The following is a 13409-nucleotide window of genomic DNA, read 5'->3' on the forward strand; positions in this document are numbered from 1 at the left end:
TATGTGAACACGAAAATGTTAGTGGTTTCATTCTTGGACGACCCCGTTTAGAGGAAATGGTTTTTCCTCTACGTTCTTTTAGTCCTTCTTCCCTATACTGTTGATAGTTCCTTACCCAAATGCGTACCTTTTTAGAATTTTTTATCTCCATTCTCCTGGCCACTTTTCGCTACCCTAATTGTTCATTCAAATACATCGCGACTGCACGTAATTTAATTCAAAACTATAGCTTATGTATTTTGCATCTGATTTATCCAAAAAAATCCCTCCTGTATAGCAGTGTGTCCTTTTTCTACACTGTCCACACAAGAGGGATAATATCAGCTCTCCCCTCTTTTTCTTATTTCGAAAGGAGTGATACGATGGCAGCGACAACGGTAAAAAACAACCGATAAAGCCAACGGCTGTGGCTACACCAAAGCCAGCGCCATGACAGTGACAAGCACAGCAAAACCAACCGCAACACCGATCAATCCGAATAAACAACCGACACCTACGTTCCGTCTGTTCATGGAACACCAACTATTAAGCCGATACCAATACCAATAATACCGATAGGTCAATCACCAAGAATCACACTAAAAAATAAGGTCCATGAAAAAACAGAGCCGTGATGAAAAACGACTCTGTTTGAAGCGTTCATTTTGGCAATAAACTATGCGCCGTTATATCTTATATCTTGTCTCAGTTACTCCAGCAATTCCCGAAGTTCATTGACATACTCGCCCGAGCCAGTGACAATCAAGCGATCCTCCTTTTGCAGCTTTGTGTCCCCGTGCGGAACGATCGATTCATTTTCGCGGAAAATGCGGACGATAATGCAATCTCCCATAAACGGAAAGCGGCGGAGCGGGATTCCATCATATTCATTGTTATTCATCGTAATTTCATGCAATGTCGCATCCTTGTTTATAAACATCCGCGCCACTCGCGGCGATTCAATCGACGCCTTCAGCATCGATGTCGACGACAGCAAGACGGACATGGTTTCGATGCCTTCCTCCTTTAGCCGTTCGACTTGTGTCGGTGTTTCCGCCAGCGCAAGCACCCGCTCGACTCCCCGCTCTTTGGCCGCCAATGCGACGGCAGCGTTCACCTTTTCATTTCCCGTCCAAGCAACAACGATATCGGCGGCAAACGCTTTATGTTTCTCCAATGTTGGCAGCGAATAGTCCTCGATATCCACAATCGGGAACACGTGATCGGAAAGCGGCAGCTCCATTTTTTCTTGCTGGATATGATACAGCGTCGCTTCATAGCGTTGTTCGTCTAATTCCTTTGCCGCCGATAACGTAAATTGGTTCGTGCCAATAAACGAAATGGCAATCTTTTTGTCTTCCTCTTTCGGCTTCACAAATAATTTTTTAAATAAAATCGGTGAAATGATGCTGGAGATGACCGCCACCAAAATAAGCGCGCCCTTCATATTTTCATCAATGACGCCGATGCGTTCGGCAATCGTAGCCGCTGCAATAACGAGCGACAAAGTCGAAACAAGCAAAAACGCCGCGGCGAGCGTTGTTTTTGTGTCATACCAGATTTTTAATAGGGAGACAGGAATAATTTTCGAAATCGCCAGCGCAGCCACCAACAGCGGAATCATCATTAAAATCTTCGGTTCAGTGACCAGCGCCCGCAAATCTAAATCGACTCCAACCATGACAAAAAAGATCGGGATGAAAAATCCGTAGCCAAAGGAATCTAATTGATGCATCAATTCTTTATTCGGCGACAGCAAAGAAACGAGCACCCCTGCTAAAAACGCCCCTAAAATATTTTCGGCACCAAATGTCTCCGATAGGGCGACCAAGACGATAATCAGCGTAAATACAGCACGCGTGCCGATCTGTACTGTTCCTTTTGCCATTGTTTCCACAAAGGAACGTTTTTTAAAATATTTACCAACAAAATAAAAGACGACACCTGCGGCAAACAAGCCAAGAAGTAGCCAAACGCTTTTATGTCCTGGTTCATAGATCGAAACGAAAACCGCCAGTAAAATCATTGTCGCCAAATCGGCAATAACCGCAACAAGCAAAATCGTCTGCCCGATCGTCGTTTTCATGAGATTGGTGTCTTTTAACGTAGGAACGACGACACCAAGCGAAATAGTAGAAATAATTAATGTCATTAAAAACGCATTATCAATATAACCTGCTAATACAAATAAATAGGAAAGCCCGTAAGACAACACGAAAATGGCCAAAAAGATAATCGAAGCGACGACAAATGGATTCGGTTCCTTTTGTTTCTTGTTTGCTTTCGGTTTATTCGCAAACGCGGAAAAATCAATTTCTAATCCACTTAAAAACATTAAAAACAAAAAGCCTAATGTCGATAACGTTTCAATCCACATGTCCGGTTTGACAAGGTTAAATCCGGTCTTCCCGATCATAATGCCGGCGATAATTTCCGCCACGACAACAGGAATGACCTGCAGGCGCAAACGATTCAATAATATGGGCGTCAAAAAAGCAACGACAACGACAATCAACAACGAAGTAATCGACGACTGTTCCGCCATGCCATTCTCCTTTCCAAACATTTTCTAGACTTTAGATATTATCCCATAGAAACAAATTTGGCAACAAAACGGTTTCAAAAATAATGGATCGCTCACTAAATTCAGCTCTCGAATCACGGTATGATTAGACCGCCGCTGTAGCGCAACTCATACACTTTTTCTCCCGCGATGAAAATGCGCTCTTCCCCACAAAAGCGTTCCCATGTACCTTCATAATCATTCTGATATGTATACGAGCCATCTCGCCATTGACGCGGGCCGCGATATGGCGCTTGCACATCAACTAATCGGAGCGCTTTGCGTAAAAACGCATAAACAGAAGCTACTTGTGCCCGCGGCAAGCTGGGAATAACGACACCTCCTGAATATACCATTGACCATACTGGCCTCTCTTTTTCTTCCACTACTTCTTGTCCGGCGAAAAAAACGGAGCCGAAATAAATATCACGGTACAAATAGTCATCCTTCTGATATTCCAGCTGCTTTGCCCCGTTCCATAAAGGACGGACCGACGCATCATTCGTCTCGGAAGCGTATGTCTGTTTTTTTGCTTCCACTAGAAAATCAATAAAATTTGCCGTATCTCTTTCCATCGATGTTTCCCTCTCCTTCCTCCAACGAGCTAATATATTGTTGATTATATCGAATTGTACCCAATTCATTCATCAATAAAACAGAGCCGTCATAAAAGCGGCTCTGTATCATTTCATTATGTCCATTATGAAGGAGATAGCTGTTTCTGTTCATGAATAATCATTTCAAAATGGCGAACAGAAAGCATCTGTTCATCCACTAGATGACGATTCCAAACGTGCTGCAAAAAGAGCTGGGCAATCAAGCGATTCCGTTCATTTTCTTGCGCGCGCTCGAGGGCGACGACGCTTAAATAAATGTCGCACAGGCGGTTGGCGATTTTTTTCGCGTGGAATGTTTGCACCTCTTCCGGTTGGCCGTCAAGCCGCTTCAACGCTTCCGCAAGTTCGTGCAATCCTTGCTTCACCGGGGCGGCGAGTGGCTCTACATCGGCGGAAAAGGTAGAGAGCGCCTTCGTCATTTTGGCAATAAACTGCTCATGAACGCGGTATTTGCGCATTAACCGCAATACTTCCAGTCCTAAAATATTGGCCGTCCCTTCCCATACCGTCAGCACTTGCGCATCGCGAAGCAAGCGCGGCGTCACAAAATCTTCGATATAGCCGTTGCCGCCGTGCATTTCGATCGCTTCATGGGCAAAGGCAATCGCTTCTTCAGCGGTGCGCATCTTGAGCAAAGCGATGAGTAGACGGTTCCACGCTTTTTCGTCCTCCGTCGCTTCATCCGGCGCAGTCATGACGCGGTCGAACACGGAAATCATTTCAAAGCAGGCGCTCGTCTGCACTTCTTGCCTTGCCGTTAAATTGGCGAGCGTTTCCCTTACCATCGGATAGTCGGTCAGTTTATGACCGAAGGCAGTGCGGTTAGCGGCATACTGCTTCGCTTCCTCTAACGCCCGCTTCATAATGCCGATCGACCCGACCGCATTGCAGACACGCGACAAGTTTAACGCTTCCATCATATAATAGAAGCCTTTTTTCGGATCGCCGATAACATACGCTTTCGCTCCGTCAAAGACCACCTCTGCGGATGGAACTGCGCGCACTCCGAGCTTATCTTTCAAGCGGCGGATTTGAATGCCGTTTAGCGTGCCGTTTTCGTTGCGCCATGGGACAAGAAATAAGCTCAGCCCTTTTGTTCCCGGCTCGCTCCCGTCAATGCGCGCCAAAACGGTGGCGACACCGCAGCGGCCGGCGTTGCTGGCAAAATATTTTTCTCCATACAACTTGTAATGATCGCCGCACGGAACGGCGCGCACCGCATTGGCGCCAACGTCAGAGCCGCCCTGGCGCTCCGTTAAAAACGTGGCGCCTTCATAAAGCTCGACTTCCCCAGTAGAAATGACATGCGGCAAATATTTCTTCTTCAATTCCTCATCGGCAAAATGCTCTAGCAAATAGGCGGTGGCCATTGTCAGCGTCACCGGGCAGTAAAAACCTGTCTCCACCTGCGACAACAGGTAGCCTTGCGCGTACGAATAAATGTAATTCCCTTTCCGTCCCAGCTCCGGAATCGGCTTATGGACATAGCCGACGATTCCCGTTTCATACGTTTGTTTCGCCGTCTGCTCGTAGCCTTCATTGACCCATACTTCGGAAATATCGTTGCCAAAGCGATCGTATTTGATCAGGCGCGGTTGTCCTTCGCGGTCGGTGTGCACGGCGCGGCGGTCAATATCGGTCATGCAAAGCTGATAGAATTGTTCCAGCTTTTCTTCGGCATAGGCATACAGCTCGTCATCTAAATACTTTTTCAAGTTGGCAAGTAAATTCGGATCAACGTCGCGCAGCCGTCTCATCGTGCTTCCCCCTCAACACTTGTTTTAACACTTTTCCTGTCGCATTGCGCGGCAGTTCCTCGATCTGCTCATATAAGCGCGGAATTTTATAGTTGGCAATCTTCCCTTCCAGAAAACGTTTACAATCTTCCGCGAGATTTTCCAGCGTTTTAGCGGCAACGACAAACGCTTTTGCCGTTTCTCCCCATTCCGGATGCGGAACGCCGACGATCGCGACATCGACAATGTCTGGATGCGTGCGCAGCACATCTTCCACTTCTTTCGGATAAATGTTGACGCCGCCGGAAATAATGATGTCTTTTTTGCGATCGATTACCCAAATATAGCCGTCTTCATCGCGGCGGGCCAAATCGCCGGTATAGAGCCAACCGTCTTTGATCGTTTCTTTCGTCTTTTCTTCATCTTTATAGTAGCCTTTCATCACGCTTTCCCCGCGCAGCACAACCTCGCCGATTTCCCCTGGCGGCACTTCCTTCCCTTGGTCATCGACAATTTTCACCTCGCAATGAAGGGCAGCGTATTTGCCGACGCTGCCGGCTTTTGTGGCGTGCTCTTCCGGCGACAAATACGTTCCATTCGGCCCCGCTTCGGTAAGGCCGTACAAACACATGAGGCGGTCGGTGCGAAACTGGCTGGCGATAAACAGCACTTCGTTTCGCGACAGCGGCGCCCCGCCGTACGTCCAGTAGCGGACGGAAGAAAGATCGTATTCATGTAGACGTGGATGCTTGGCAGTCAGCAAGTAGGCAACAGGCGCGCCAAAAAAGTGGGTGATTTCGTGCTGTTCGACAAGCTGGAGCAATGCTTCTGGAGAAAACACTGGTGCCAGTACATGGGTGGCGCCGACATAGGTGCCGCCGACAAAAAACAAATGAAGCGGTGCGGAATGGCTGAGAGGCATCATATGCAAAAGGCGGCTGTGGCGGTCCATTTTCGTCTCAATGACCATCATCGTCGCGACGGCAAAAATGTTGCGGTTCGTAAACAATACTCCCTTCGGCTTCCCTGTTGTTCCCGATGTATACAAAATCGTTGCCTCATCCTCTTCCTTCAGCGGGCAAACGATTGGATCGGGCGCCCCTTCCGCTATCAAATCAGCCATGGATAACCATCCATCGGCTGCTTCTCCCGTTTTGACCCAAATGGCATTCCCTTGCCCTATCAGCGGGGCAAGCTGCCCGCAAATCCATTCATGGGCGATCACCGCTTTGGCTTCACTATGATGAAGAATATATTGCACCTCGGAAGCAGTGAGGCGCGCGTTGACCGGAACGACAATGGCGCCGAGGCGAAGCACGGCAAAATACGCAAACACAAATTCTTTCGTATTCGGCATATATAAAATGACTTTATCGCCTTGGCGAATGCCAAGCCGGGAAAGCGACGAAGCCAAGCGGTTGACCGTCCGGTCGACCGCTACGTATGAAAGCTCTATGTCCCCATCAATGATCGCAGTCTTATCCGGAAATTTTCTCGCATTGCGGGCGAACAGCTCTGAAATGTTCATCCATCCGATCCCTCCAATTCGCGCAATCGCTTTTCCAAATCCACTAGCATCGCTTCCATCTCCTCTTTCAGCTGCATGAGATCGTCAATCCGATCACTCACCTCCTTTATTTTCTGCCTTCCGTATTCGATCGTTTTTTCCAGCTGTTTCCGTCCGGTGCGGTCTTGATCAAAAAGCGAAATCATTTCGTGGATTTCCTCAAGTGAAAAGCCAAAGCGCTTGCCGCGCAAAATCAGCTTTAATTTCGCGCGCTCCTTTTTTGTGTACAGCCGCTGCCCCGATTCCGTGCGAATCGGCGCAATCAAGCCGCGCTCTTCATAATAGCGGATCGTCCGTGTGCTAATATCAAATTCCTGTGCTAACTGGGAGATCGTTAAGTAATGCATGGTGTTCCCTTCTATCTTTTTAATTTTCCGAATTTTATTTTAATTTACGTTTACGTTAAAGTCAACTAAGTTTTTATCTCTGTTATCGCTTGTTGTTGATTTTCGACCAAAAGAAAAACCACCTTCTTTAAGGTGGCTCCTCTCATTGACTGTAAGTGGGGAATTTTATTCCGGCTATATATCATCGGCTTTAACACTGTGGAGTGAACCTTCGAAAGTAGACATGTATAAAGGTACCCATACAGAAAATAAAAAGGAGCCGATACATGTATACGAAAAGAAGAACCTATTAAAGTTACTCACCAGAATGGAAAATTGGAGCAGTCTAAAGAGCCTCGACAGGAGAAAGTGTAAAGGTGATTGTACACCACCTTGATATTACTGATCCTGACTATATTTATAAGTAGATTGAGCAATCTGGAACGTATGGGAAGTAGGCTTAAAAAGAAAAGTCGGGAATCATCTCCAAGATAATTTATTGATTTATATCAAATTATTCTTATGTTTATTAATCATTGATTTGGTACCGTCAAGAATTTTGTGTGATGATTATTAAGATATATAGGGTATCTCTGAAATAATTTGGATAGATGGGAGGATTTGTCCTCTCTTATTTTGTTAATTGTAACGTTCTTCAAATATTCGTTGGAGGGCTTCATAAGCTTCAGCAATCCTCCGTAACTTTCGCCCTGTACATTTCTCATTAAAGTCTTGGTCTGTAATTATAATAGGACAGTACATAAGAAGGTCGGAGTCTTACTCCGCCTTCTTTTTTATCCACTTATTTGCATAGCACCTCATATTTAACACCATACTCCCTGCACCAAGTCTCCAGCTTTTCTTTTAGTTCCGGTGAAACAATTAGCCGGATATGAATATGTAATAAATTAAGACGGAGTGGGAACTACGACTTTTATCACATTGCTTTTGCGATTTCGACCAATAAATTCATTAGCAATGCCATCATTTGAACGAGAATATAACTAATAGCCGCGTTTTGAATCATCGAATAACCTTTTTCTTTACATTATTACCTTATTTATTTTTTTTTCACCATTTTCGTTTTCACAATATATTGACCAATAATCCATGACAAAGCAGAAGCAGAAGAGATAACTAACGCCCGAACTATTCCATCAATATCCATTTCATAAGGTTTAGATATTCCCCCAAAAATCATTATAAGAATAAAAAAACCTAGAAAATAAATAAAAAATCTTCCTATTGTTTGTTTCAAATTATCCCTCCTTCCAGAGGAACCTATTGCCATAAAATCAATCTAGGCTCTTATGGCAATGGGTTGTAAAGAAGTTTCTACTTTATTGATTCTTTGCTACACATTTTACAAGTTAAGGTAATCCGTTATTCGGTACATGATCCTTTGAATCTATACGGGCAAAAATTTTGCTACCTGGATCCGTTGCCCACATTAACACGTTAAATAGAACATTAGCAGCATTTGCTACATAACTAGCAATTCGGGCAGATATACCTTTAGCAAGAAGTTTCTTTTTTAGTTCATTTGCAAACATGATTGCAGCTCTGTCAGCAAGATATTTCTTTGATAGGTTTCTTAGATAAAGAGAAAGTCCACCAATTCCCCCACCAACAAGTGCAGTTATTCCCCAATTAATAGCATTACTTACAAACCATTTTGAATTCCACCAGTGATTTCCCCAATAGTACCCATCTGGATCGACATGCATACAGGATTATTCGCAGCATATGCAAACATATTTTCCAATAATGTGAAATCACCTTTATGCATTGCAGGTTCTGTTATGGCGAGGTCAGTAATACCCTTTACAACCATTGCATTATCTGCATTAATGAACCTACCCACTTCAGGATTGTAATACCTACTCATCAAATAGTATAACCCAGTTTCCTCATCATAATAATAACCCGCATAACGGTATGGGTTGGCTGATGCCATGGCGCCGGTTTTGGAAAGAATATTCCCCCACGCATCGTATTGATATTCCGCAGCGACATTTCCGCTCGCATCCGTTAATGCCATTACATCTCCTGGGCCGTTAAGGTGATAATAGTAAGTGACTCCACCTTTGGTCATCGTACGTCTGCGTCCCACGTATACTCCGCCACAATGTTATTGTTGGCATCTGTTTCATATAGCACTTGGTTCGAGTCGCCATCGTAGTGATAATAAATGGTTCCGTTTGATGTGGTTTTGCTGATCCGTCTTCCAAGCTGGTCATACGTGAATGACGCGATGGTGGCGCCAGATGCATTTTTCACTTCAATGAGACGGTTGTCATCATCGTACACAAATGTCTTATTGCCATTGTTCGTTAAATTGCCATTGGCATCGTACGTGTACGCTTGTCCGTTGACGGCCGTTAATTGGTCGGCGGCGTCATACGTGTACGTTGTTGTAGTAGTCGTCGTTCCATCATTTACGATTTTCTTCGTGCGGTTCCTGACAGCATTGTATTCGTATGTGTTCGGATGTTTTCTTCGTTTCGTGTATATCAAAGCTCTCTTCATTTGGTCACTTCGATAATAAAAAAACAACCTCAGCGAGTGTCCAAATTCATTAGGGGGCTAATGAGCAATTTCGTTACCAAAATTCACAAAACAGGAATATTTTGGTGAATCGTTGGTTACATGAAAAATGCAATAAGAAGTAACCCGAGACCTGTAAGAAATCCAGCAATTAAACTAGCGTTCTCCATCAGAAAATCTAATCTACATTTATACGTAGGTTTGTATGAGTAAAATCTTTTTATTGACCATAATCCAAAAATAATAACAAAAAGTAGTCCAAACAAAACTAACATCGAAGTGTCTTTCTTAATTGTTATAATTTCCATTTTTACCTCCTCTAGTAATTACTCAATATTAACGATTGGAACCAAGTATAATTTTAATTCTTTTTACTTGTTGACCATCTAGTTTTAATTCAAAAGAAAATGTGTTGGTACTAGGCTTACTGTTCAGAATGATATCTTCCTTTACCGCATCTCCTTGGATACGATATCGTACATCTGTTTGTTCAAATAACCTTTTATAAGTGATTTCATTATTTTTCACAACACCTTGTACATTTTTTCCTTGTACAGGGGTGAGGGAAAGGCTTTTATCATTTTCTTCGACAGAAACAAGTTCAGCTTGATTAGATTGTTCTGCAAACTTTGCTTTAAATGCATTTGCTGTGTTTTCAAACTGATTTGCCTCGCACGGCTTTAAGTCATTGTTGATTTTTTTCCACTTCTTATCATTAGGATCTTGATAAAATTGAGGCTGTAAGTAAATCTCTTCCGTAAAGCTTCCATCTGGATTTAAGTAGCGTGTCGAATACTTTGTCCGTTTACTTTCTAATTCCAGTTTTGATTTTGGAAGTTTCCTAGGTAGCTCACCAATATCAGCTTCAATGTTTTGTTGTACTGCCCGTTCCGATTTACCAGGAGCAGCTTGTGCAAATGGGGGAGCAAGGAAACTAAAAATTAAACAAAATGAAAGAATAACAGCGATTAGGCGATGGTGATTAGGCAGCGGCTTCTCTATCACTTTATTTTTCTTCCTTTCGTAATTCTCTGATCATCCGGATGACAGTCAAATTATAGCAATATGGTAGATATGTTGGTAATAATCCAATTATTGTAAAATGACAACCGATAGCTTTCATGCTTACAAAATGGCGGAATTTCCCCATTTTCCGCCGTTCCCGCTTGATTAATGATAAGAGATAAAAAATAACCATTATTGTCCAAAAAATGGTAAATTCACCTTTAAAGACGAATTTCAGACTGTAGACAAAAAGGGTTACAGACGAATGTCTGTAACCCTTTTTAGCTTGCTGGCAATCTGAGCAGAGGGCTTTCCCTCCTTAACTGCTCGCGCTCGTATAAAAGCGAAGCGCAAAGCGCCAAAAGCGGCGCGCCAGCCATAAAAAGACCAAAGCCAGCAAAACAGCGATGAGCGCGGTCGCAATATTCCACTTTCCTAACAGGGACAACGCCGGCATGTTCGTGATCACCGCAGCGGGCAGTACATATGTCAGCACGACGCGCACCCAGCCGCGGTACATGCCGACCGGAAACCGCGCTGTTTCAAAAAACGAATCAAAAATAAAGGACAAGTCGTCAATGCGGATGACCCAAAACGACGTCGTCATCAGCATCATCCACAACGAATAAATCAACACGAATGACGCCGCAATGGTGATGAGAAAAATAAGCACATCGAATAACGACGGAATATAACGCTTGACCATCAAGCCGTAGCCGATGACGCCAAGGCCAAGCAAAACGTCAATCAAACGCCAAAATACTAAATGGCGGAAGCTGACGTAAAACATGCTATCGACCGGTTTCGTCAAAATATAATCGAGCGTGCCGCGGCGGACATGTTCGAGCAGGCGCGGCATATTTGGGCGTAGCGCAAAATCAATCATCCCTCTAAGCGTATTAAAGACGCCAAGCAATACCAGCACATCGGCATACGCCCATCCTCCCAATTGATCGGTCTGATAGAAAAAGATGTTGACCGTCAAAATCGCAATTCCAATGCCAAAAAAGCTGGAAACGAGATTGCCAAGAAACTCGCTGCGATATTCCAATTCTTCCACGAAACAGGCGCGGAAAAACTCGCGGAAAATCCGCACATATCTTCGCACGCTTAACCACCTACCGCCTGATTTTTCTTTAATCCCGCTATCCATATCCACCGCAGGGCGATAATGAACACCGCGACCCAAATCGACGCGATGGCAAAACCTTGCAGCATATCATGGCCGTTGGCCGCTCCGGTAACGATGTCAATCGGAAACCCGATCATATAGCGAAACGGCAAGAAGACGCTCCATTGCTGCAGCATCGGCGGAAGCATGGACAGCGGCGCAATCCGCCCCGATAAAAATAAGGAAATTACTTCTAGCACGCCATAGACCGCCGTGACTTTGGTAATCCAAAAGCCGAGCAGCCCGCAAATGTAACTGAGCAAAAAGCGAAGCGCAGCGCCAAGCAGCACCGCCGCCAAAAACAGAAGCGCCTGTCCACCTGTCATGTCAAAGCGAAGCGCGGGCACAAACAGCGCCGCTATCGCCCATATCGGCGCCAAGATAGCTACAAACAATACTTTATACACCACATTTTCCGCAATCGCCCAGTGAATCGGATGGAGCGGGCGAATAATATAGTTGGAAAACGTCCCTTCGCGAATTTCGCGATCGAGCTCCCAAACGTCCCAAGCGCTCGTCATCCGTTCGACAAAAATGACCGCCATAAAGTAAAAAAGGAAAGCATCGCTTTGGGACGGATCAATGTTCATCCATACGGCCATGGTAATGAGAGGCTGGGTGACGGCGCCTGTCATCCAGACGAGTGTGGCCAGGCGATAGGCAAGCATTTCGATATATTTCATGCGCAGAAGGGCGATGTATTTACGAATCATGCAACCCCTCCTGAAACGCGCGCGTAATCACTTCTTCCATCGGCGGGTCTTGAATGTTGATGTCATGGACGTGGAAATGCTGCAAAAAATGCGCCGACACTTCTGCCACTTTCTCCCGCGCCACCCGCAATGCCACATTGCCGTCTTCGATTTCCACAACCTCTCCGTAATCTTCCCAGCGCACATCAGGCACCTTTGCAAAGCGAACTTCGAGCCGCTTGTATGGGGCGAGTTTCTCCGTCAGCACCGTCAACTCCCCGTCATAAATCAGCTTTCCATAATTGATAATCATGACGCGGTCGCACAGCGCCGTCACATCGCCCATATAATGCGACGTCAGCAAAATGGTCGTTTCATGCTCTCGATTGTAATCGACGATAAAGCGGCGCACTTTTTCCTGTGTATGGACATCAAGCCCGATCGTCGGTTCGTCTAAAAACAATACTTGCGGACGGTGCAACAGCGCCGCCGCCAACTCGCAGCGCATCCGCTGCCCGAGCGACAAACTGCGCGTCGGTTTGTCTAGCAGCGGTGCTAACTCAAGCAATTCGACCAATTCGTCCAACGTTTCGCGAAACGTCCGATCATCGATCTCATAGATTGCTTTGTTGACCAAAAATGTTTCCATCGGCGAGATATCCCAAATAAGCTGGCTTTTTTGCCCCATCACCAAACTCATCATTTTTTTAAATTCGGCCTTTTGTTCAAACGGAACAAAGCCGCCGACCGTAATTTCTCCCGAAGTCGGATGCAACAGCCCAGCCAGCATCTTCATCGTCGTCGTTTTGCCGGCGCCGTTCGGGCCTAAAAACCCGACAATTTCCCCTTTTTCAATCGTAAACGAAATATCTTTGACTGCTTCCACCACCCGATATTCGCGCCTCCACAAACTGCGCACGGCCTCCAGCCAGCCCGCTTGGCGGACATGAACGCGAAATGACTTATGTAAATGCTTCACATGAATCATCGTTTTCTTCCTCCAGCTGATGACAAGAAAGTTTTGTTCGTACATTATTTTTATATGATTGGCGAGCAGCATGCAAACAAAAAGCAGACTTCCGAAATTAACTGTACTTTAAAGAGGAGGACATAGCCCACAGCGGGAAGTGCAGCGAATCCTTTAGATTCCAGGAAAGCTCTCCCCTATCAAAAGATCGATGAAGCCATTAAAAAGCTTATACAAGC

At 45.1% G+C, this 13409-nt stretch carries 13 protein-coding genes; all 13 read right to left on the reverse strand.

The annotated features are described in order from the left end of the window. Positions 1 to 688 precede the first annotated feature (688 nt). Positions 689 to 2524 carry a monovalent cation:proton antiporter family protein gene (locus BV455_RS01375; protein WP_017437528.1) on the reverse strand — a complete coding sequence of 612 codons (1836 nt, stop codon included), beginning with the start codon at positions 2522 to 2524 and terminating at the stop codon, positions 689 to 691. Between the two features lie 113 nt (positions 2525 to 2637). Continuing rightward, positions 2638 to 3117, reverse strand: a complete 480-nt coding sequence (locus tag BV455_RS01380; RefSeq protein WP_017437529.1) for a DUF5680 domain-containing protein — start codon at positions 3115 to 3117, stop codon at positions 2638 to 2640. A 125-nt stretch (positions 3118 to 3242) separates the two neighbouring features. Then, positions 3243 to 4916 (reverse strand): acyl-CoA dehydrogenase family protein, encoded by a 1674-nt coding sequence (locus BV455_RS01385; protein WP_218687654.1) that lies wholly within the window; start codon positions 4914 to 4916, stop codon positions 3243 to 3245. Further along, a complete protein-coding gene (locus BV455_RS01390; RefSeq protein WP_017437531.1) occupies positions 4894 to 6423 on the reverse strand; it encodes a class I adenylate-forming enzyme family protein in 1530 nt (509 codons plus the stop codon). The genes BV455_RS01385 and BV455_RS01390 overlap by 23 nt, the downstream gene beginning before the upstream one ends. Further along, positions 6420 to 6809 (reverse strand): MerR family transcriptional regulator, encoded by a 390-nt coding sequence (locus BV455_RS01395; protein ID WP_218687655.1) that lies wholly within the window; start codon positions 6807 to 6809, stop codon positions 6420 to 6422. The genes BV455_RS01390 and BV455_RS01395 overlap by 4 nt, the downstream gene beginning before the upstream one ends. Before the next feature lie 1039 nt (positions 6810 to 7848). Continuing rightward, positions 7849 to 8046, reverse strand: coding sequence for a hypothetical protein (locus tag BV455_RS01400; protein WP_218687656.1), 198 nt, complete (start codon positions 8044 to 8046; stop codon positions 7849 to 7851). 112 nt (positions 8047 to 8158) lie between these two features. After that, on the reverse strand, positions 8159 to 8515 hold the full coding sequence (locus BV455_RS01405; protein WP_218687657.1) for a hypothetical protein: 357 nt from the start codon (positions 8513 to 8515) through the stop codon (positions 8159 to 8161). Continuing rightward, on the reverse strand, positions 8452 to 8829 hold the full coding sequence (locus BV455_RS01410) for an RHS repeat-associated core domain-containing protein (protein ID WP_218687658.1): 378 nt from the start codon (positions 8827 to 8829) through the stop codon (positions 8452 to 8454). The genes BV455_RS01405 and BV455_RS01410 overlap by 64 nt, the downstream gene beginning before the upstream one ends. Positions 8830 to 8879: 50 nt before the next feature. Next, entirely contained in the window at positions 8880 to 9317 is a 438-nt protein-coding gene (locus BV455_RS01415; RefSeq protein ID WP_218687659.1) for an RHS repeat domain-containing protein, read from the reverse strand. A 354-nt stretch (positions 9318 to 9671) separates the two neighbouring features. After that, on the reverse strand, positions 9672 to 10340 hold the full coding sequence (locus tag BV455_RS01420) for a hypothetical protein (protein ID WP_245005319.1): 669 nt from the start codon (positions 10338 to 10340) through the stop codon (positions 9672 to 9674). Positions 10341 to 10659: 319 nt separating this feature from the next. Then, positions 10660 to 11448, reverse strand: a complete 789-nt coding sequence (locus BV455_RS01425) for an ABC transporter permease (protein ID WP_081161869.1) — start codon at positions 11446 to 11448, stop codon at positions 10660 to 10662. A gap of 2 nt (positions 11449 to 11450) precedes the next feature. Further along, positions 11451 to 12224, reverse strand: coding sequence for an ABC transporter permease (locus BV455_RS01430; RefSeq protein WP_061579730.1), 774 nt, complete (start codon positions 12222 to 12224; stop codon positions 11451 to 11453). Beyond that, positions 12214 to 13191 (reverse strand): ABC transporter ATP-binding protein, encoded by a 978-nt coding sequence (locus BV455_RS01435; protein WP_061579731.1) that lies wholly within the window; start codon positions 13189 to 13191, stop codon positions 12214 to 12216. Before BV455_RS01435 ends, BV455_RS01430 begins: the two co-directional genes overlap by 11 nt. Positions 13192 to 13409: the final 218 nt, after the last annotated feature.

The sequence above is a fragment of the Parageobacillus caldoxylosilyticus genome (assembly GCF_019272935.1).
GTDB lineage: Bacteria > Bacillota > Bacilli > Bacillales > Anoxybacillaceae > Saccharococcus > Saccharococcus caldoxylosilyticus.